Annotated in this window: 14 protein-coding genes and 1 pseudogene; 7 read left to right on the top strand and 8 right to left on the bottom strand. The window is 60.7% G+C overall.

Translation table 11 applies throughout. The features are described 5' to 3' along the window. Positions 1-37: 37 nt before the first annotated feature. The 6 genes from NH195_RS14525 to NH195_RS14500 form a co-directional block, all read right to left on the bottom strand. Positions 38-1603 (bottom strand): SPOR domain-containing protein, encoded by a 1566-nt coding sequence (locus NH195_RS14525; protein ID WP_066708362.1) that lies wholly within the window; start codon positions 1601-1603, stop codon positions 38-40. Between the two features lie 72 nt (positions 1604-1675). Continuing rightward, complete coding sequence (gene upp, locus NH195_RS14520; RefSeq protein ID WP_066708359.1) at positions 1676-2308, bottom strand: uracil phosphoribosyltransferase; 633 nt, start codon at positions 2306-2308, stop codon at positions 1676-1678. Next, positions 2301-3278 (bottom strand): adenosine deaminase, encoded by a 978-nt coding sequence (locus tag NH195_RS14515; protein ID WP_066708678.1) that lies wholly within the window; start codon positions 3276-3278, stop codon positions 2301-2303. The genes upp and NH195_RS14515 overlap by 8 nt, the downstream gene beginning before the upstream one ends. Positions 3279-3289: 11 nt before the next feature. Then, entirely contained in the window at positions 3290-4501 is a 1212-nt protein-coding gene (locus NH195_RS14510; protein WP_066708355.1) for a phosphopentomutase, read from the bottom strand. 3 nt (positions 4502-4504) lie between these two features. Next, complete coding sequence (locus tag NH195_RS14505; protein WP_066708352.1) at positions 4505-5815, bottom strand: thymidine phosphorylase; 1311 nt, start codon at positions 5813-5815, stop codon at positions 4505-4507. A gap of 4 nt (positions 5816-5819) precedes the next feature. Then, positions 5820-6230 (bottom strand): cytidine deaminase, encoded by a 411-nt coding sequence (locus tag NH195_RS14500; protein WP_066708349.1) that lies wholly within the window; start codon positions 6228-6230, stop codon positions 5820-5822. 304 nt (positions 6231-6534) lie between these two features. On the opposite strand from NH195_RS14500, the gene NH195_RS14495 reads away from it, so the two are divergent. The 4 genes from NH195_RS14495 (at position 6535) to NH195_RS14480 (ending at position 14129) form a co-directional block, all read left to right on the top strand. Continuing rightward, positions 6535-8817, top strand: a complete 2283-nt coding sequence (locus NH195_RS14495) for an NADP-dependent malic enzyme (protein WP_066708347.1) — start codon at positions 6535-6537, stop codon at positions 8815-8817. 283 nt (positions 8818-9100) lie between these two features. Then, a complete protein-coding gene (locus NH195_RS14490) occupies positions 9101-10993 on the top strand; it encodes a propionyl-CoA synthetase (RefSeq protein WP_066708346.1) in 1893 nt (630 codons plus the stop codon). Between the two features lie 138 nt (positions 10994-11131). Continuing rightward, positions 11132-12745 (top strand): hybrid sensor histidine kinase/response regulator, encoded by a 1614-nt coding sequence (locus tag NH195_RS14485; RefSeq protein ID WP_066708345.1) that lies wholly within the window; start codon positions 11132-11134, stop codon positions 12743-12745. After that, the gene (locus NH195_RS14480; protein ID WP_066708343.1) at positions 12717-14129 is read left to right on the top strand and encodes a sigma-54-dependent transcriptional regulator; all 1413 of its coding nucleotides are present in this window, start codon (positions 12717-12719) and stop codon (positions 14127-14129) included. The genes NH195_RS14485 and NH195_RS14480 overlap by 29 nt, the downstream gene beginning before the upstream one ends. An 18-nt stretch (positions 14130-14147) precedes the next feature. On the opposite strand, the gene NH195_RS14475 is transcribed toward NH195_RS14480, so the two are convergent. Beyond that, the gene (locus NH195_RS14475) at positions 14148-14909 is read right to left on the bottom strand and encodes an NAD kinase (RefSeq protein ID WP_066708339.1); all 762 of its coding nucleotides are present in this window, start codon (positions 14907-14909) and stop codon (positions 14148-14150) included. A gap of 276 nt (positions 14910-15185) precedes the next feature. On the opposite strand from NH195_RS14475, the gene glyA reads away from it, so the two are divergent. Beyond that, positions 15186-16481, top strand: coding sequence for a serine hydroxymethyltransferase (gene glyA, locus NH195_RS14470; RefSeq protein WP_066708336.1), 1296 nt, complete (start codon positions 15186-15188; stop codon positions 16479-16481). 79 nt (positions 16482-16560) lie between these two features. Here the strand turns inward: glyA and NH195_RS21275 are convergent, their stop codons facing one another. Further along, positions 16561-17586 carry a hypothetical protein gene (locus NH195_RS21275; protein WP_155846192.1) on the bottom strand — a complete coding sequence of 342 codons (1026 nt, stop codon included), beginning with the start codon at positions 17584-17586 and terminating at the stop codon, positions 16561-16563. 162 nt (positions 17587-17748) lie between these two features. Here NH195_RS21275 and lepA point away from each other — a divergent pair, with 162 nt between their 5' ends. Both lepA and NH195_RS20925 read left to right on the top strand, forming a co-directional pair. Next, positions 17749-19548, top strand: coding sequence for a translation elongation factor 4 (gene lepA, locus NH195_RS14465; protein ID WP_066708333.1), 1800 nt, complete (start codon positions 17749-17751; stop codon positions 19546-19548). A gap of 870 nt (positions 19549-20418) precedes the next feature. Beyond that, positions 20419-20927 (top strand): annotated as a pseudogene (locus NH195_RS20925) (transposase); the annotation flags it as partial.

Here is a 20927-nt window from a genome sequence, read left to right as displayed (position 1 = left end):
GGTTTCTTTTTGTTGTTCTGCCTCGTCTAACTCAACGCTACTTGCGTGCGAATGCGTCCCCGTAGCCGGCCCCCCGGACCATCGCCAAAGCGGACAGGGTTTGCTCGGGCCGGTCGAAAGGACCGGCCAGAACAATCTTCAAGGGCTTGCCGCCGCGTTGCAGGACCTGCGACGAAACCGGAAAACCCATGGCCGAGAGCCGCGCAATCGAGCGCTCGGCATTGGCGGGTTCCCCGAAGGTGCCCACCTGAACATAGCGCAGAGCCTGCGCCGTGTGTTGTGACGGGGCATCGGCGACCTGAACCGCCGACGGCACACGTTGTGGCGCGACCGATTTGGTCGACACCTGCACCGGAACCGTTCCCGGCGCAGCGACCGTCTGAACCGTCGTGCGTTTCCTGACCGGGGCGCCGAACAACCATTCCCAGAAGGTCTTCTTGCGCGGTGCATAGAGGTCATGGGCAGGCACCGTTCCGGTCCAGACCTGCGCCATTTGCAGATCGCCCCGCGCCGTCAGAGGCCCGCGGTTCGGGTTGAGCCGCCCATCGGTCCAGGCGCGTGCATACCCCTCCGGCAAGGTGCCCGCCACCGGCACCGGTAACGCATAAACCTCGACCCCGGCCGCGCGCGCGACCTCGGTTCGATTGCTGTTGTAGGTGGAGAGCCGGGCGCCTGTTCGCGCCTGCATATAGGCCGAGGGGTGCACCGCCTGCGGCCCGCAGCGCACGGCATAACGCCCGTTCGTCTGCATATATTGCGCATCGCTGCCCAAAAGACCGGCGCAGGCATCGGCCATCACCGTACCCGGAGCCGCCTGCGGCACCGTCACCGGCGCGGTGGCCAGCATCACCGGCGGTTGTACCGGAGCCACGGGGGTCACGGGCGCACGTTTCACCGGCACACGCACCAGCGTCGGCTCTGTCGTGGTCATCCGCCCGCCATCGGCAGTGCGCACGGTCACCCCCGCAGGCAGGCGTTTCAGAATGTAGTCCACCTCACCGGTAGAACAGAGCATCCGACCGTTCTGCTCGGCGGCGACACAGCCGCGCTCACCCACGGTCTTGCCCGCCAGCGCTTCGAGCGGCGGCAGAGCGGGTTGTTTGGCGGCGGTTTTCTGAACCGGAGCGGCAGGCGCGATCAGGGCCGAGGCCACGGTCGGCATCGGTGCTTCGGTCGGCATCGGTGCTTCGGTCGGCTTCGTCGTCGCAGGCGCGGCCGAGGTCGCGGGCCCAACCTGCACCATCGGCGCAGCGGAGGTTTTCGGCGCGGCCTGCACCGGCGCGCTGGCAACCTGTGTCCCCACAGGATCGGGGATCACCGGCAGATGGTCTTCGACATTGGCAAAAGTCGGCTTGAAGCCACAGAGCACGTCGCGGCTGCGGGTCACACGCGGCACCCAATGCACCGCGGCGCCATCGCCCGCGCGCACATAGACGCAGCCGCGGCTGTCGACATATTGCGTGCCCTTGTAGGACAGCGGCGGATATTCCGCCGGCTGCTCCGCATTGAAAAGCGACCGCGCATCGGATTGATGAATCCCGATGACCGCCACCCCCGTCGTCGCGAGAAGAACCGCAACGGATACCGTTCTCAAAGCCTGCATTATGTGGCCCCACACATCTTATTGTGTATGAGCCTAACCCAGAACCGATTCGCTGTTAAGGGGGCAAATCGCTTATTTTGTACCGAACATGCGGTCGCCCGCATCCCCTAGCCCGGGCACAATATATCCATGTTCATTGAGCTTTTCGTCCACAGCCGCTGTGACGATCGGCACATCGGGATGCGCCTCTTCCATCCGCTTGATGCCCTCGGGTGCGGCCAGAAGGCACAGGAAGCGGATGTTTTTCGCACCGGCCTCTTTCAGCTTGTCAATCGCCGCGACGGAGGAATTGCCGGTCGCAAGCATCGGATCGACGGCGATTACGAGGCGGTCGCCGAGGTCCTCGGGCACTTTGAAGTAATATTCGACCGGTTCGAGCGTTTCCTCGTCGCGGTAGAGCCCGACAAAGCCGACCCGCGCCGAAGGGATCAGTTCGAGAATGCCGTCGAGCAGCCCGTTCCCGGCCCGCAGGATCGAGATCAGAGCCAGTTTTTTACCATCCAGCGTCGGCGCCTGCATGGTGCACATCGGCGTCTCGATGGTCTTTTCAGTCATATCCAGCTCGCGGGTGACCTCATAGGCCAGAAGCAGGGAAATCTCGCGCAGCAACTGCCGGAACCCCGCCGTCGAGGTCTCCTTGTCTCGCATGATGGTCAGCTTGTGTTGGACAAGCGGGTGTTTCACAACGGTCAGATGATCAAGCATCGGCAGGCTCCAGTTTCTTGGCGACCGCCCCACGGGTCGCTTCATCGCAAAAAGCCGCGTCGAGCGCGGTCTTGTTCAAGTCTTTGAAATCGTCTTCCTCCCAGCCGAAGGTCTCGGCGAGGCGGTCGAATTCGTAGCGCATGGTGGAATGGAAGAACGGCGGATCGTCCGTCGACACGGTGACTTTCACGCCGCGTTTGCGCAGCTCGGCAATCGGGTGATCAGACCATTTCGGGTAAACGCCGAGCGCGATGTTCGAGCCCGGACAGACCTCCAACACGATCCCGGCTTCGGCAAGCTCATCGACCAGCGCGAGGTCTTCAATGGCACGCACACCATGGCCGATCCGCTCGACCTTCAGGTCGCGAAGCGCGTCGCGAATGCTGTCCGGCCCGCCCCATTCGCCCGCATGTGTCGTCAGCCGCAGCCCCGCCTCGCGCGCCATGTCGAAGGCGTATTTGAAATCGCCCTGCTTGCCCATGGCCTCGTCACCGCCCATGCCGAAGCCGGTGACGAAATCGCCCTTGGTTTCCTGCGCACAAAGTGCGGTTTTCCTGGCCTGATCCGGCCCGAAATGGCGCACACAGGTCGGGATCGCGCGCATCACGACGCCCGCCTCGCGCTCCATCTCGTCAGCGGCCTGTTTGATCGCGGCAAGGTAATCCTTCCAAGCCTCGACATCGCCGCCCCCGCAGAAATCGGGGGCCAGAAAGCTTTCGGTATAGACCACATTCGAGGCCGCGCTTTCTTCCAGAACGGCTCGGGTCAGGCGATAATAATCCTTGGGTGTTTTCAGGACCGAAGTGGCGGCTTCGTAGACCTTGAGGAAATCCCAGAAGTCTTTGTATTTATAGGCACCTTTCTCGTCGAAAATGCCCGAGAGATCGGTCTTTTGCTCCGCCGCCAAACCGCGAATGAACGCAGGCGGCGCGGCGCCTTCGAGATGCATGTGCAACTCGATTTTCGGCATATCCGTGATGCTCAAAGGAAACTCCTTCCAGGGCCTTCGGCCTCGATCCCAAGGTGATCGGCCAGTGAGGCCGCCACGTCGGAAAAGGCCACAGGACCAATGGGTTTGAGGCCAAGACCATAGCCCAGAACCGGCACTTGTTCACGCGTGTGGTCCGTGCCCGTCCATGTCGGATCGTTGCCATGGTCGGCAGTGAAAATCAAAAGATCGCCCGCGCGCGCCCGCTCAAAAAGCCGCGGCATCTGAGAGTCGAACCATTCGAGATGGCGGGCATAGCCGGAGACGTCGCGACGGTGGCCATAGAGGCTGTCGAATTCGACGAAATTGGCAAAGGTGAAGGAGCCGTCCGGCGCTTCCTCCATCACGTCACAAAGGTGATCGAAGAGCACATGATCCGTACCCTTGCGCACCTCATCCAGCCCCTGCATCGAGAAAATATCGCCAATCTTGCCAATGGCATAGGTCGCGCGCCCGGCAGATTTTGCCCAGTCGCAAATCGTCGGGCTGGGCGGCGCGATGGCATAGTCGTGGCGATTGCCTGTGCGGGTAAAGCCCTCTTCAACCGTACCGATGAAAGGTCGGGCGATCACGCGCCCGATCTTCATCGCATGCAGCGTTGGCGCGAGGTCTTCGCAGAGTTTCAAAAGCCGCTCCAGCCCAAAATGCTCTTCATGCGCCGCGATCTGAAACACGCTATCCGCGGAAGTGTAGCAAATCGGCCAACCGGTCTCGATATGCTTGGCCCCAAATTCCTTGATCACCTCGGTGCCGGAGGCATGGCAATTCGCCAACGTCCCCCCTGCCCCGCAGAGCTTTGCGGCCAGATCCATCAAATCCTGTGGGAAAGACGGTTGTTCATCGGGAAAATAATGCCAGTCCCACGGCACCGGCACGCCGGCCAATTCCCAATGCCCCGAGGGCGTATCCTTGCCCGGAGAGATTTCGGCGGCCACGCCATAAAGTCCCTCAGGCATCGCTTCGAGCCCCGGCGCGGGATCGGACGTGGCATGCGCCATCGCCGCGCCCAGCCCCAAAGCGTCGAGGTTCGGCAGGCGCAACGGCCCGGACCGCCCGTCTTCGGCGCGCCCCTCGGCACAGGCCTGTGCAATATGCGCGATGGTGTTGGCACCGGTGTCGGGCCGCTCGCCGTTGAAAAACTTGTCCGCGTCAGGCGCACCGCCCAGCCCCACGGAATCCATCACAATCAGAAATGCACGCGCCATGGCTTATCCTGTCACCTTTTCATACACCAAAGGCGGCTCCACCGGGGCCTCCTGACCCAGACGGATCGCCGCCCGGATCGCGGCCTCCGCCCGATCCGCATCCTCGACAGACCGCGCATGGATCGTTGCGATCAGACTGTCTTCATCGAGATATTCCCCGATCAAGCAGACATTGGAAAGCCCCACCGCCGGGTCGACTTTCTCGCCGCCCTTGAGACGCCCACCGCCCAGATGCACCACGGCCATACCAAGCGCATGCCCGTCCATCTCACCCACATAACCCGGCGCTTCGGCCACCACATCGCGCACCACGGGCGCCGACGGCAGGCGATCACGCCAATGATCGACGAAATCCGCAGGCCCACCCAATTCCGTGATCATCCGCCCGAACCGTTCGGCGGCGGAGCCATCGGTCAGCGTGTCGCGCACCGCCCAGGTCGCCTGATCTATGTCGTCCGACAGCCCGCAAAGCACCATCAGCTCGCCGCCCAGCGCACAGGTCGCATCGCAGAGGATGTTGTCCACCTCGCCGTTGGTCAGCGCCTCCATCACCACCATGACCTCGAGCGCATTCCCAAGAGACGGGCACAGCGGCTGGTTCATGTCGGTAATCAGCGCGGAAGTCTTGCACCCCGCCCCGTTCGCCGTGGTGACAAGGCTCTGCGCCAGGGCGCGGGCGTCTTGCACCGTGGTCATGAACGCGCCTGAGCCGCATTTGACATCGAGCACCAAGGCCTCAAGCCCCGCCGCCAGTTTCTTCGACAGGATCGACGCGGTGATCAGGTCGATGCTTTCGACCGTCCCAGTGACGTCGCGGATCGCGTAGAGCCGCTTGTCGGCGGGCGCGATGGAGCCAGTGGCCGAGACGATGGCGCAACCGACCTGCTCGACAATCTCATGGAACCGCGCGTCGGTGACTTCGGTTCTGAGCCCCGGAATGGCTTCGAGCTTGTCGAGCGTGCCGCCCGTGTGCCCAAGCCCACGACCCGAGACCATCGGCACATAGGCGCCCAGCGCGGCCAAAGCCGGTGCCAGCAAAAGCGACACGCAATCGCCCACGCCCCCGGTCGAATGTTTATCGATCGCGGGCGCAGGCAGGTCCCAGTGCATCACCTCGCCGCTGTCGCGCATCGCCAGCGTCCAGGCAACGCGCTCCGCATCCGCCATGCCGTTCAAAAGCGTCGCCATGGCAAAGGCCCCGGCCTGCGCATCTGTCACCGCGCCCGAGGCCAGCCCTTGCGCGAAAAGAGTCAGTTCCGCCTCCTTGAGTGGCTGATGATCGCGCAGTTTCTCGATGATCTGGCGGGCGTCCATCACATCACTCCATGTGTTCCGGCATGTGATCCGGGGTGAAAGCCCCCGGCAACAGTTCGCCCACCGTCATGGTCAATTCCTTGCCCGTGCGCGACATCATCGTCACCTTGACGTCGGGCCCCGCAAATTCGCGGATCTTCTGGCGGCACCCGCCACAGGGCGGCACGGGATCGTCGCTGTCGCCGATCACCGCCACTTCGGCAATCTCCGTTTCGCCCCCCAGAACCATGGCCGCAATCGCCCCGGCCTCGGCGCAGGTGCCCTCCGGATAGGCCGCATTCTCGACATTCACGCCAGTATAGACCGCGCCCGAGGCGGTGCGAATCGCGGCCCCCACCCGAAACTTCGAATAGGGGGCATAGGCCTTGGGCTGTGCCTTGGCGGCTTCTTCGAGAAGAGACGCGCGTAGAGACATGGATCACCTCATTTTTGACGGTTTGGTCAAGACTGCGCCGGGGCGAAAGCGGATGCAAGCAAGATGCGCCGAGATCTCGACAATCCGCACCCTCGCGGCGGGCGCACGGCGCGTTTGTGCACAGAACCGGCAAAGATTTGTCGGAATACCCGCCTTTACTGCAAGATTGCGGTTATTCTCCCCTTGCGCGCCGCCCCTTCACGGGCGTAGAGCCATGGCAAACCGGGATGTGACGTCAGGTCGCAGATTTAGCTCAATACTAAACTACCTGCCGGATGCGCCCGCAAGCAACAGGGAGACCCCCATGCCGACGGAAAGCCGCACGACCAACCTGAAGCAGGCCGCACTGGATTATCACGAATTCCCGAAACCCGGGAAACTTGAGATTCGCGCCACCAAACCGATGGCCAACGGCCGCGATCTGGCCCGCGCCTACAGCCCGGGCGTGGCCGAAGCCTGCCTTGAAATCAAGGCCGATCCGACCACGGCCACACGGTATACCGCACGTGGCAATCTTGTTGCCGTGGTGACCAACGGCACCGCCGTTCTGGGCCTCGGCAACATTGGCGCCGCCGCCTCGAAACCGGTGATGGAGGGCAAGGCGGTGCTCTTCAAGAAATTCGCCAACATCGACTGCTTCGACATCGAGGTGAACGAAAGCGACCCGGTGAAACTGGCCGAAATCGTCTGCTCGCTGGAGCCGACCTTCGGCGCGATCAACCTCGAAGACATCAAGGCGCCGGATTGCTTTATCGTTGAACAACTCTGTCGCGAGAAGATGAACATCCCTGTGTTCCACGACGATCAGCACGGCACGGCCATCGTCGTCGGCGCCGCCGCAACCAACGCGATGCAGATCAGCGGCAAGAAATTCGAAGACATCAAGGTGGTGTCCACCGGCGGCGGCGCAGCCGGCATCGCCTGCCTCAACATGCTTCTGAAACTCGGGCTCAAACGCGAGAATGTCTGGCTCTGCGACATCGCAGGCCTCGTTTATGAGGGCCGCGAGGAAGAGATGACGCCGCAAAAGGCCGCCTTCGCGCAGAAAACCGACCTGCGCACGCTCGACGAGGTGATCGAGGGCGCGGACATGTTCCTCGGCCTCTCCGGTCCGGGCGTGCTCACCCCCGAGATGGTCAAGAAGATGACCAAGCAACCGATCGTCTTCGCGCTCGCCAACCCGACCCCGGAGATCATGCCGGATCAGGTGAAAAAGGTCGCCCCCGATGCGATCATCGCCACAGGCCGCTCGGATTATCCGAACCAGGTCAACAACGTGCTGTGTTTCCCCTTCATCTTCCGCGGCGCGCTGGACGTGGGCGCGACCGAGATCAACGACGCGATGCAGCTCGGCTGTATCGAAGGCATCGCAGCGCTGGCCCGCGCCACCACCAGCGCAGAAGCCGCCGCCGCCTATCAGGACGAACGGCTGGATTTCGGCCCCGACTACCTGATCCCGAAACCCTTCGACCCGCGCCTCATGGGGGTCGTCGCTTCCGCCGTGGCCAAAGCCGCGATGGAGAGCGGGGTTGCGACCAAACCGGTCGCCGATATGAAGGCCTATAAGGACGCGCTCGACGGGTCGGTGTTCAAATCCGCACTGATCATGCGCCCGGTCTTCGCCGCCGCCTCCCATGCCGAACGCCGCATCGCTTTTGCCGAGGGCGAGGACGAACGCGTGCTCCGTGCCGCGCAAGGCATGATCGAGGAAACCACCGACAAGCCGATCCTGATCGGTCGCCCGGAGGTCATCGCCATGCGGGCCGAGCGCGCCGGCGTCAAAATCCGTCCCGGCATCGACTTCGAGGTGGTGAACCCGGAAAACGACAGCCGCTACAAGCAATACTGGCAGGCCTATTACAACATCATGGCGCGCAAGGGCATCACCCCGGACCTCGCCAAGGCGATCATGCGCACCAACACCACAGCCATCGGCGCCATCATGGTGCATCAGGACCATGCCGACAGCATGATCTGCGGCACTTTCGGCCAGTACCTCTGGCACCTCAATTACGTGACCCAGATCCTCGGCACCAAAGAGCATCAGCCGACCGGCGCGCTGTCGCTGATGATCCTCGAGGACGGGCCGCTGTTCATCGCCGACACTCATGTCCATACCGAGCCGACACCGAAACAAATCGCCGAAACCGTGATCGCCACCGCCCGCCATGTGCGCCGCTTCGGCATCGAGCCGAATATCGCACTGTGTTCGCACTCGGAGTTCGGCAACCTGAACTGCATGACCGGGCGGCATATGCGGGAGGCACTCGAGATTCTCGACGCCGAGCCGCGCGATTTCGCCTATGAGGGCGAGATGCATATCGACAGTGCGCTGACCCCGGATCTGCGCGCTCGCAATTTCCCGCATTCGCGCCTCGAAGGCCCGGCCAATGCGCTGGTCTTCGCCATCGCAGATGCGGCCTCCGGCGTGCGCAACATTCTCAAAACCAAAGGCGGCGGGCTCGAGGTCGGCCCGCTCCTGATGGGCATGGCCAACCGGGCGCATATCGTGACGCCCTCGATCACCTCGCGCGGTTTGCTCAACATGTCCGCCATCGCAGGCACGCCGGTGGCGCATTACGGCTGAGCGGCCAACCCTCTGAAATCACGGCCCTCGCAGGAAACTGCGAGGGCCTTTCCGTTTGCAACACCTATATAAAACAACAAAGTTTGCAAACTACATTTTTGAATTTGTTTGCGAAATTTATATAAACATTCACAACCACGTCTGATAACAAGACTACCGAGCGGGCCAGCCCCCGCGCGTTTGACCCCGCGTCACCCCATAAGTAAATTCGCAAATTTGCCGAAACCTATGCGGTGTTACGGGTCAAGCCATTGACGCCAGACCAGCGAGGAGGACGCAGCGAGTGGCATACAAAGACGTTTACGACGCCTGGAAAGCGGATCCGGAGAAATTCTGGATGGAGGCCGCAGAAGAGGTTCACTGGTACAAGAAACCCTCGAAGGCGCTTTTCGACGACAAGGCCCCGATCTACGAGTGGTTCTCGGACGGGCTCACCAACACCTGCTACAACGCGGTGGACCGCCATGTGGAAGCCGGGCGCGGCGACGAGCTGGCGATCATGCACGAAAGCCCGATCACCCACGCAACCAAGGGCATCACCTACAAGGATCTGCAAAAACGCGTCTCCTCGCTTGCCGGTGCGCTCAAGATGCGCGGCGTGGAAAAAGGCGACCGCGTCATCATCTACATGCCGATGATCCCGGAGGCGCTCGAGGCCATGCTGGCCTGTGCCCGGATCGGCGCGATCCACTCCGTGGTGTTCGGGGGCTTTGCCGCCCATGAACTCGCCGTGCGGATCGACGACTGCACGCCCAAAGCCATCATCGCCGCGTCGAGCGGTCTCGAACCGAACCGCGTGGTGCATTACAAACCGCTCCTGGATCAGGCCATCGACATGGCCGAGCACAAGCCCGAGTTCTGCGTGATCTTCCAGCGTGAACAAGAGGTTGCCAGACTGATCGAGGGCCGGGATTTCAACTGGCACGGCTTCCAGTACGGCGTGAAACCAGCGGACTGCGTGCCGGTCGAGGGCAACCACCCGGCCTATATCCTCTATACCTCCGGCACCACCGGCGCGCCGAAAGGCGTGGTGCGCTCCACCGGCGGCCATCTCGTGGCGCTGAACTGGACGATGAAGAACATCTACAACATCGACGTCGGCGACCGGTTCTGGGCCGCCTCCGACGTGGGTTGGGTCGTGGGCCACAGCTACATCTGCTACGCGCCGCTGATCAAGGGCGCGCAGACCATCGTGTTCGAGGGCAAACCCGTCGGCACGCCGCATGCCGGTGTGTTCTGGCGCATCATCCAGAACCAGCGGGTCAAATCCTTCTTCACCGCCCCGACCGCGCTCCGCGCGATCAAACGCGAGGACCCGAACGGCGAGTTCATCAAGCGCTACAAGCTGCACGATTTGCAGGCGATCTTCCTCGCGGGCGAACGTGCCGATCCGGACACGATCAAATGGGCGCAGGAAAAATTCGGCGTGCCGGTGATCGACCACTGGTGGCAGACCGAAACCGGCTGGGCCATCGCCGCCAACCCGCTGGGGATCGAGGAGCTTCCGGTCAAGATCGGCTCGCCCTCCGTGGCCATGCCGGGCTATGACATCGACATTCTCGACGAAGCCGGTCACCCGGTCGAACCCGGAGAGCTGGGCGCCATCGCGATCAAGCTGCCGCTGCCGCCGGGCACGCTGCAAACCCTGTGGAACGCCGAGGACCGCTATCGCAAGAGCTATCTCACGACCTTCCCAGGCTACTATGAAACCGGCGATGCGGGGATCAAGGACGAGGACGGCTATGTCTACATCATGGCCCGTACCGATGACGTGATCAACGTTGCAGGCCACCGTCTCTCGACCGGCGCGATGGAAGAGGTGCTGTCGAACCACCCCGATGTCGCCGAATGTGCGGTGATCGGTGTGGCCGACGAGCTCAAGGGCCAGATGCCGCTCGGCTTCCTGTGCCTGAACGCGGGCTGTACGCGCGATCATGCAGACATCGTCAAGGAGGTCGTGCGCGACGTCCGCAACGAGATCGGCCCGGTCGCGGCCTTCAAGCTCGCCTGCGTCGTCGACCGCCTGCCGAAGACCCGCTCGGGCAAGATTCTGCGCGGCACCATGGTGAAAATTGCCGACAGCCAGCCGTTCAAGATGCCCGCGACGATCGACGATCCGACCATTCTGGACGAGATCAAAGTGGCACTTCAGGGACTCGGCTATGCAAAAGAGTAAATTTTAACCAAAAAGCTCTGTTCCTCGGCGCAAGGTTGGTTAAGAATTTGTTAACAACCGATGCACAGGGCATGAAACGCGGCCTGATCGGCCGCGTTTTTTATCGCTTGTGCAAAGGTGCATTGTTAGGGGTCGGAATTGAAACAAGGCGAACTGCAAAGCTACTCTCTTCTCATCGAAGACGCAGGACGCCTTTCGCTGCTCGCTCATGACATCCGCGCCACCTATTCCGAACTGCAAACCGCGCTGAACACATTGGGCGAAAGCGCCCATCTCTCCCCCGGACTCGGTCAGGAACTGAGCCGCCTGTCGCATGCCGGGGCGCATCTCGGACGGCTGCTGGACGAGGTGTCCGACGCCCTGTTCCACAACCACCAGGACCGCCCCTACCCCGCGCCGATCAGCACCCCGCGCCGCAGCCTTGCCGGTCTCGTGCAGCGCTGGCGCGGCATCACCGAACAGCTCGGCTCGCATCTCATGCTCCACGGCGAAGAGCATATGCCGGAAACCGCCGCCTTCGACATGCTCTCCTTCGAGCGCGTGCTGTCCAATCTGGTGTCCAACGCGCTGCATCACGCCGGCCCCGGTCCGATTTCCATCGACATTTCCCGCTCCGGTCTGGGGCCGCACGAAGCCGTGCTGGTGCGCATCCGTGACGCCGGCCCCGGTTTCCCCCCCGAGGTGCTCGCCAGCACCGGCCCCAAACCTCTGCCGATCGGCTCGGGCGAACCGGGGTCCGGCTTCGGGCTCCGCATCGCCTGTGAGGCCACACGCCAGCTCGGCGGCAAGCTGACCCTGCACAACCCGCCCGACGGTGGCGCCGAAGCCTGTCTATGCCTGCCGCTCGCAGAGCTCGCCCTGCCCCCCGACCCCGGCAAGGAACCGAATCCCGCGTTGCCTGCGGGACTGACCGCACTCCTCGTCGAGGACAGCGCGGCACTGCGTCTGCATCTGCGGCAACATCTCCAGGCCCTCGGGCTACGCGTCATCGAGGCTCCGGATGGCGCCGCCGCCCTGGATCTTCTGAGCACGCGCAACAGCGAATTCGACATCGTCTTCCTCGACATCGAACTGCCGCTTCTGTCCGGACGGCAGGTGCTCTCGCTCCTGCGCAGCCGCAACATCCCGGTGCCGCCGGTGATCGCCGTCACCTCGCATGTCTTCGACGACAATATCCTCGCCATCCGCAGCAGCGGCGCCGATGCGGTGCTCTGCAAGCCCATCTCCTCACGCAAGGACATCGTCACCAGCCTGCTGCATGCCCTGAGCCAACGGCGCAGCCAGCGCGCGGCGCGGCGAACGCCGAGCCCTGCGCTCAATACCCCCCTTCCGGCCCCGGCAATGACGCCGGAGACCGCCTCCCAGGACGCCACAAAGACCTGCCTGTGCCGGATGGTGCGACATCTGTCCGGGGACACACGGCTGAAGCTGCTCAGACAAGTGGCGACGGACCTGAACCAGTATCTCGAAGCGGCCTTTGCCGCCGCGAAAGCCCCCCCCACACCACAAAGCCGGGCCGAGCTGGCGCGTAGCAGCCATACCCTGTCCGGCCTGTTCGCTTCAGCCGGTCACGAGGGCGCCCGGCAAATGGCCCATGCCCTCTCCGAACGGGCTGCCGAAACGGGACGTACGGAAATTATTGCGGTCCTCGGCCAACTCCGCCACACTGCCATGAATATTCAGGCTGCAATTCATTCCATCATAGATAGTGAAACGAACGACCATGTCGCGAAGACCCATTCTGATCGTTGACGATGTCGAGACCCATCTGGCCCTGTTCTCCGCCACGCTCGAAGCGGCGGATTACGAGGTCATCACCGCCCGCAACCGGATCGAAGCCCGGGAGAAAGCCCTCGCTCACCAACCGGAACTGGCGCTGATCGACATTGTCCTTCCCGATGGCAACGGCATCGACCTGATCGCCGAACTCAAAGGGCATTTGCCCGGGCTCAAGCCGATTGCCGTCACCGCCTTCGCCTCCGTTGACCGTGCCGTCACCGCGATGCGCAGCGGGGCGATCGACTTTCTGGTGAAACCGCTCGACCCCGAACAATTGCTGGCGACGATCGCCAATGCCGAAAGCGGGCTCAGCATCGGCCAGCAGGAGCGCGATCCGCGTGAGAATGACACCGCCTTCGACGGCCATATCGGCTCCTCCGAGGTGATGCGTGGCGTGTTCGAAACGATCAACGCCGTCGCGGGCGCCGCCGCCCCGGTGTTCATCACCGGCGAAAGCGGCACCGGCAAGGTCCGCGCCGCCGAGACCATTCACGCCCGCTCCGGGTTTCGCAACGGCACCCTCGTCAAACTGGACTGTTCCACCACCGCCCCCGACCGGATCGAGGCCGAGCTGATCGGCGAAATCGCCCAGATGGACGGAAGGCTGGACGGGCACGCCGACGGCGACGTCAAACCCGGCGCGGCCGAACAGGCACAGAACGGCACGCTGCTGCTCGACGAGGTCTGTGCCCTCTCCATGCCTATGCAGGCCCGGCTTCTGGGCATCCTGCAAACCGGCTCGGTCACGCCGCAGGGCAGCCTGTTGCCCCGGCCGGTGAACTTTCGCCTGATCTGCACCTCCACCACCGATCCCCGTGCCGAAGTGACCTCCGGGCGGTTCCGCGCCGATCTGTTCTATCGCCTGAATGTGGTGCATCTGCATCTGCCGCCGCTGCGCGGTCGGGGCATGGATGTGGTGGAGATTGCCGAGACCGAACTGGACCGGCTCTGTGCCCGCGAAGGACGCCCCTTCCGCACCCTCTCGACCGGGGTCAAGGCGATCTTTCTCGACCACAACTGGCCCGGCAACCTGCGCGAGCTGATGAACGTGCTGTGGAACATCACGATCCTGCATGACGGGCCGGTGGTCGAGATTGCCGATCTGCCGCCCTATTTGCGCAATCCGCATGCGCCGCAGGACGGCTCGCAACGCCCGACCTCCTTCATCCCTGCCCGCCCCGATCCGTTCGACGGGCAGACCCTGGCCGAAATCGAACGCCGGGCCATCGAGCATGCGATCCAGAAAGAAGGCGGTTCGATTCCCGCCGCCGCGCGCAGTCTCGGGGTGTCGCCCTCGACGCTCTATCGCAAGCTCGACGGCTGGGGCAAACCGGTGCGCAGCAAGCGCGACTTCTGAGCCTGTGCGCTCGGCCACTCAGACGAATTGTTCGCGCAACAGCCGCTCTTCGAGCCCGTGTCCCGGATCGAACAGGATACGGTGCTTGATCTTCGGTTCGGAGGCGATCTCGACCCAAAGCACATTGCCCGCATGTCGGCTGTCGGCATCGGCCATCACCGGGCGTTTTTTCGGCTCGAGCACATCGAAACGCACCTTCGCCGTGCTCGGCAGGAGCGCCCCGCGCCAGCGTCGGGGCCGGAACGCCGCCATCGCGGTGAGCGCCAGAACGTCGGAGCCGATGGGCAGGATCGGCCCGCGCGCGGAATAGTTATAGGCCGTCGACCCCGCAGGCGTCGACACCAGCACCCCGTCGCAGACGAGTTCTTCCATCCGGATTTTGCCATCAATCGACACGCGCAGCTTGGCCGCTTGCGGACCGGCACGCAACAGCGACACCTCGTTGATCGCCAGCGCCCGCTGCTCCCGGCCGTCCTCGCTACAGGCCACCATGGACAGCGGGTTGATCACCTCTTCCTCCGCCTCGGACAGCCGCTCGACAAGGTCTTCCTCGCGAAACTCGTTCATCAGGAAGCCGATGGTGCCGCAATTCATGCCGTAGACCGGCGTGTCGAGATGCATGGTCCCGTGCAGCGTCTGCAACATGAAACCGTCACCGCCCAGCGCGACGATCACCTCCGCCTCTTCCACCGGCACCGAAGGGTAGCGCGCGGTCAGACCCGCCAGTGCGGATTGGGCGATCTGGGCGTCGCTGGCGGCAAAGGCGATCTTGACCATCACAGGTCCTCTTGAAACCACATGTTTGCGCCCTCAGTAGCAAAGCCCGCCGGGGATTTCATCTGAATTCCTGCGGTCCTGCATGCAAGCCCCCGGCGCTCTGTCCGCACATCCACCGTCGCTCAGAGGTGCCAAAGGAGGCGGATCGGAAACATCCGCTCCGCTCGGACACGCAATCGCGCACGGATTCATGATGATTATGCAGCGACAAAGGGTTTTCCAACTGTCACAGAATGGATAAGAAGCCCGCGACACTCCCATCCTGCCAAGGAGCATAGCATGACGGCCAATGTCCGCGATTCCGGTTTCTTCACCGAGGCGCTCGCCTCCCGCGACCCCGAGCTGTTCGACAGCATCACCAAAGAGCTCGGCCGTCAGCGCCACGAGATCGAGCTGATTGCCTCCGAAAACATCGTCTCCGCCGCGGTGATGGAGGCTCAGGGCACGGTGCTCACCAACAAATACGCCGAGGGCTATCCGGGCCGTCGCTATTACGGTGGCTGCGAATATGTCGACATCACCGAGAACCTTGCCCGTGACCGCGCGAAAGAGCTGTTCGACGTCAAATACGTCAACGTCCAGCCGAACTCCGGTTCTCAAGCCAACCAGGGCGTCTACAACGCGCTGCTGCAACCGGGCGACACCATCCTCGGTATGAACCTCGCCTCCGGTGGTCACCTGACCCACGGCGCCTCCGTCAACCAGTCCGGCAAATGGTTCAACGCCATCCAGTACGGTGTGCGTCAACAGGACCAGCGCCTCGATTACGATCAGGTCCGCGAACTGGCGCTTGAGCACAAGCCCAAGCTGATCGTCGCCGGCGGCTCCGCCATTCCGCGCCAGATCGACTTTGCGAAATTCCGCGAGATCGCCGATGAAGTCGGGGCGCTCCTGATGGTCGACATGGCCCACTTCGCCGGTCTCGTCGCCGGTGGCGCGCACCCCTCGCCCTTCCCCTATGCCGATGTGGCGACCACCACGACCCACAAGACGCTGCGCGGTCCGCGCGGCGGCATGATCCTGACGAACGATGTCGAGATCGCCAAAAAGGTCAACTCCGCCATTTTCCCGGGCATTCAGGGCGGCCCGCTGATGCATGTCATCGCCGCGAAAGCCGTGGCCTTTGGCGAGGCGCTGCGTCCTGAGTTCAAGGAATACGCCAAGCAGGTGATCACCAACGCTCAGGCGCTGGCCGATCAACTGATGAAAGGTGGGCTGGACATCGTCACCGGCGGCACCGACACCCATGTGTTGCTCGTTGACCTGCGCCCCAAAAACGTGACCGGCAAGGACACGGAAAAGGCGCTCGAACGCGCCCATATCACCTGCAACAAGAACGGCATCCCGTTCGACCCGCAGCCGCCGATGATCACCTCCGGCGTCCGCCTCGGCACGCCCGCCGGCACCACGCGTGGTTTCGGTGAGGCCGAATTCCGTCAGATTGCCGACTGGATCGTCGAAGTGGTCGATGGGCTGGCCGCCAACGGCGAAGAGGGCAATGCAGAGGTCGAAGCCAAGGTGAAAGCCGAGGTCGAGGCGCTGTGCGAAAAATTCCCGCTTTACCCGAACCTGTAAGGGTTACGCGAGTGTGAGAGATTTAGAGGGGCCTTCGGGCCCCTTTTTGTTGGGGGATGAGAGATGTTCTTGGGTCTTACTAGAAGACTTTTTCTTTTCTGAGGAAGGCTTCAACACTTTTAAAGTCGATACTTTTTGTACCAATACGCTGTTTAACCCGATGGGCTTCATTTTTAATATTCTTTATGCATTTTTCGATTTTGTCAGCATCCGACAGATCAAGACGCATTGAAACAACTGTGCCTTCAACTGCGCAATCCATTTGTTTTATTGCCTCCCCACTTTCTATCAAAATTGCCTTGTCACCAGAGGCCAAATAGAACCACCCAAGTTCGCCAAACAGCTTGTGGGCAAAGAAAAGTCCGTAACCAGAGTTATCCCATTCGCTCTTTTGTGAGGAGCGCTTTTTCTTGTGTCTCCATGCTTTTGATGAAACGCCAGGCATCAGAGACAGAGCAAGTGCTTGATAGGTCGAACTGGGGGTGAGATATTTGTTCTCTTTTAGAGATTCAAAAATTCCTTTTCCTCTATCTGAAATGCAAATTTCCACTTCATCTTTTTGAGGCCAATACTGAGCACAAAAAAGTGCCCCATTCGCACCTGAATGTTCAAATGTATTACGGAATATCTCGCGAAAGGAATTCGCTATAATTGTTTGCAGTTCCTGTGATCGCTTTTGAGAAACGACCTTTGCGATCTCTTCGCAACGAATTTGAATGGCATCTCCGATTGCTATGCTTCTTTGCTCCGCAAGCCCTTCCAACTCGTCGCGTCGCATTGCGCTAATCGGGTAATAATTTTGTCCGCCATATGCTCCTTGTGGATAGGGATTTCCTTTTATGTTCAAAGCCTCCGAAAAGCCCATGTTGTTGGCATAACCATGCTTATCCAAGCCGCTATAAAGCAACTTTTCTTTGGAATAACGACGTGATCGAGAACGACAGGTTTTTGCAATCATCGTCATACTGGTCGGCGTGAAAAAACTAACATGTCCAGTTTTGAACCGAAGTTCGTCTGTCACTGGAGCCTCTGCCACGCTCAGAGTGAATTTAGACAAAGTTTTGAGAGTATTGGTTCGAGGAAAGTTAACTGTGTAATGGCTCATGCCTCTGCCTCAAAATTATCACGTACGTAATGCATCTCTCTGTACATTTGAAATCACGCTAGATCGTCCTTCGCGACAGGACAAGTTTCCCTTAATCCCCTTGCCATTCCCCCCCTTTCCCCGCATAGAACTCAGCCAAACCTTCATCCGCTGAGGCCTCTCATGACCGAGCTGAAAAACATCCGCAATTTCTCCATCGTGGCCCATATCGACCACGGGAAATCGACCCTTGCCGACCGGCTGATTCAGCTCACCGGCACCGTGGCCGAGCGCGACATGAAACAGCAGATGCTCGACGCCATGGACATCGAGCGCGAGCGTGGCATCACGATCAAGGCCAACTCCGTGCGGATCGAATATCCCGCCAAGGACGGCGAGACCTATATTCTCAACCTGATCGACACCCCCGGCCACGTCGACTTCGCCTATGAGGTCAGCCGCTCGATGCAGGCCGTCGAAGGCTCGCTCCTCGTCGTCGACGCCACCCAGGGCGTCGAGGCCCAGACGCTCGCCAACGTCTATCAGGCCATCGACGCCAATCACGAAATCGTCCCGGTCCTCAACAAGATCGACCTGCCCGCCGCCGAGCCCGAGCGCGTCAAGGAACAGATCGAAGACGTCATCGGCATCGACGCCTCTGAGGCCGTCGAGATTTCCGCCAAAACGGGCCTCGGCATCCCCGACGTTCTGGAGGCCATCGTCCACCGCCTCCCCGCGCCCAAGGGCGACGTCACCGCGCCGCTCAAGGCCATGCTGGTCGACAGTTGGTACGACAGCTACCTCGGCGTCGTCGTCATGATCCGTGTCATCGACGGCACGATCAAGAAGGGCGACCAGATCAAGATGATGCAGACCGGCGCCACCTATAAAATCGACAAGCTCTCGGTCCTCAAACCGCAGATGGTCGACATCGCAGCGCTTGGCCCGGGCGAGATCGGCGTCTTCACCGCCTCGATCAAACAGGTGCGCGACACCAAAGTGGGCGATACCGTCACCCATGACAAGAAACCCTGCGCCGCGCCGTTGCCGGGCTTCAAACCCTCGATCCCCGTGGTGTTCTGCGGCCTCTTCCCGGTCGACGCCAACGATTTCGACGCCCTGCGCGACGCCATCGAGAAACTGCAACTGAACGACGCCTCGTTCAGCTCCGAAATGGAAACCTCCGCCGCTCTGGGCTTTGGCTTCCGCTGCGGCTTCCTCGGACTTTTGCACCTCGAAGTGATCCGCGACCGTCTGGAGCGCGAATACGATCTCGACCTGATCACCACCGCCCCCTCCGTGGTCTATAAAATCCACATGAAGGACGGCTCGGTCGAGGAGTTGCACAACCCCGCCGACATGCCCGATCTGACCTATGTCGACCACATCGAGGAACCCCGCATCAAAGCGACGATCCTCGTGCCCGACGAATATCTCGGTGACGTGCTCAAACTCTGTCAGGACCGCCGCGGCATCCAGCTCGACCTGACCTATGCCGGTCCGCGCGCGATGGTTGTTTATGACCTCCCGCTCAACGAAGTTGTGTTCGACTTCTACGATAGGCTGAAATCGGTAACGAAAGGTTACGCCTCCTTCGATTACCAGTTCACCGAGTATCGCGAGGACAATCTCGTGAAAATGCAGGTGCTGGTGAACGACGAACCGGTCGACGCGCTGTCGATGATGGTCCACCGCGACCGCGCCGAACAACGCGGCCGGGCGATGTGCGAAAAGCTCAAGGAGCTGATCCCCCGCCACATGTTCAAAATCCCGATCCAGGCGGCCATCGGCGGCAAGGTGATCGCGCGGGAGACGTTGTCGGCGCTGCGCAAAGACGTGACCGCGAAATGCTACGGCGGCGACGCCACCCGGAAGAAGAAACTTCTGGAAAAGCAGAAGGCGGGTAAGAAGAAGATGCGCCAGTTCGGGAAGGTTGAGATACCTCAAGAGGCGTTTATTAACGCGCTGAAAATGGATAACTAAAAAAGCCCCGCTTTGGCGGGACTTTTTTTTCTGTAAATTGTCTATCGAAAAATCTAGAGGGGGGTAATCAGTAACTTTGGATCACCCATGAAATACTTTGTACAAAGACAGTTCCGATTAGCGCGAAACCAGCGAGCACAAGCAAACTAATTACGCACCTCACTTTAGGAAAGACTTCATTAAGGTATCTTTCGTTGTCCCAAAATAGTGTTCGAAAGAGCTGCTCTTTTGAGATTAGTATTGGAGACCGGCTTTCCAAGCTCAATTGAACATAGTTGTTCTGATCGCTTCGAAGAGATTCAAATTTCGTATCATTTATGTACGGAGCAATTTCGCGAATCTGTTTAGGCTTTGCGTTTCGCGTTTTTGAAGGGGAATAGCCGCTGAGGTGATCTTGGTGGTGCCGTGCCAAATCAAGATCAAACGATAGATGCAAAGCTCCCCATTGTTCGATCAACCTTTCGTAGCTAGGACCCGACGGGACCTGTCTGTGAAACCACCGAAACCGCTTGCTCAAAAAGAAATTCATTGTCTGTTCGCGTAGCTTTTGAATTGTAAGGCCAGAATCCGAAGCATCTGCCGCTGTTCTAAACTGACGAATGAAAGACGGGCAAAACAGTTGATATACGACCCGAGCAACCCCAAAACATATGGCAGCGCCGTAAAAAGCATACCAAGAAAACGGCAATTCGATTTGTATGCGATAGACATCCCCGCTGACATTGAGCGGGATTTCACCCGGGAGGTGTGAAGTCGCTTTTGCTACTATCGGAACAACAGTTAGCCAAATAAATGTGGTTGGGTAATCCCCCCGAAATTTAGGGGCGTTTGAAAGTAGAATTTTCTCGAAAGATAAAAGAGGAGATTCTGATGAAGAAATCGAAATACAGCGACGCTCAGATCATGAGTATTTTGAAACAGGCCGAAGGCGGTGTGCCGGTTGCGGATCTGTGCCGTGAGCATGGGATGAGTTCGGCGAGCTTTTACAAATGGCGCTCGAAGTATGGCGGCATGGATGCGAGCCTGATGGCGCGGATGAAAGAGCTCGACGAGGAAAACAAGCGCCTCAAGCGCATGTATGCCGAGAAGAGCATGCAAAACGACCTGTTGAAGGAAGCGCTTGGAAAAAAGTGGTAAGGCCGTCTCAACGCAGAGAGATGGCCGAGTGGGCGGTTCGGCACCGGTCCGTCAGCATTGCTTTGGCCTGCCGAGCATTCAGCATCAGTGAGACGTGCTATCGATATCAGCCGACGCTCAGAGCTGAGAACGAGCTGATCGCCGATTGGCTTGTCGCGCTGACAACGGCCAAGAGGAGTTGGGGGTTTGGTCTGTGCTTTTTGCATCTGCGGAACGTCAAAGGTTTTGGCTGGAACCACAAA

The sequence above is a fragment of the Celeribacter ethanolicus genome (assembly GCF_001550095.1).
Taxonomy (GTDB): Bacteria; Pseudomonadota; Alphaproteobacteria; order Rhodobacterales; family Rhodobacteraceae; genus Celeribacter; species Celeribacter ethanolicus.
The sequence above is the reverse complement of the archived record's forward strand: the minus strand, read 5'-3'. Positions and strand labels throughout refer to the sequence as shown.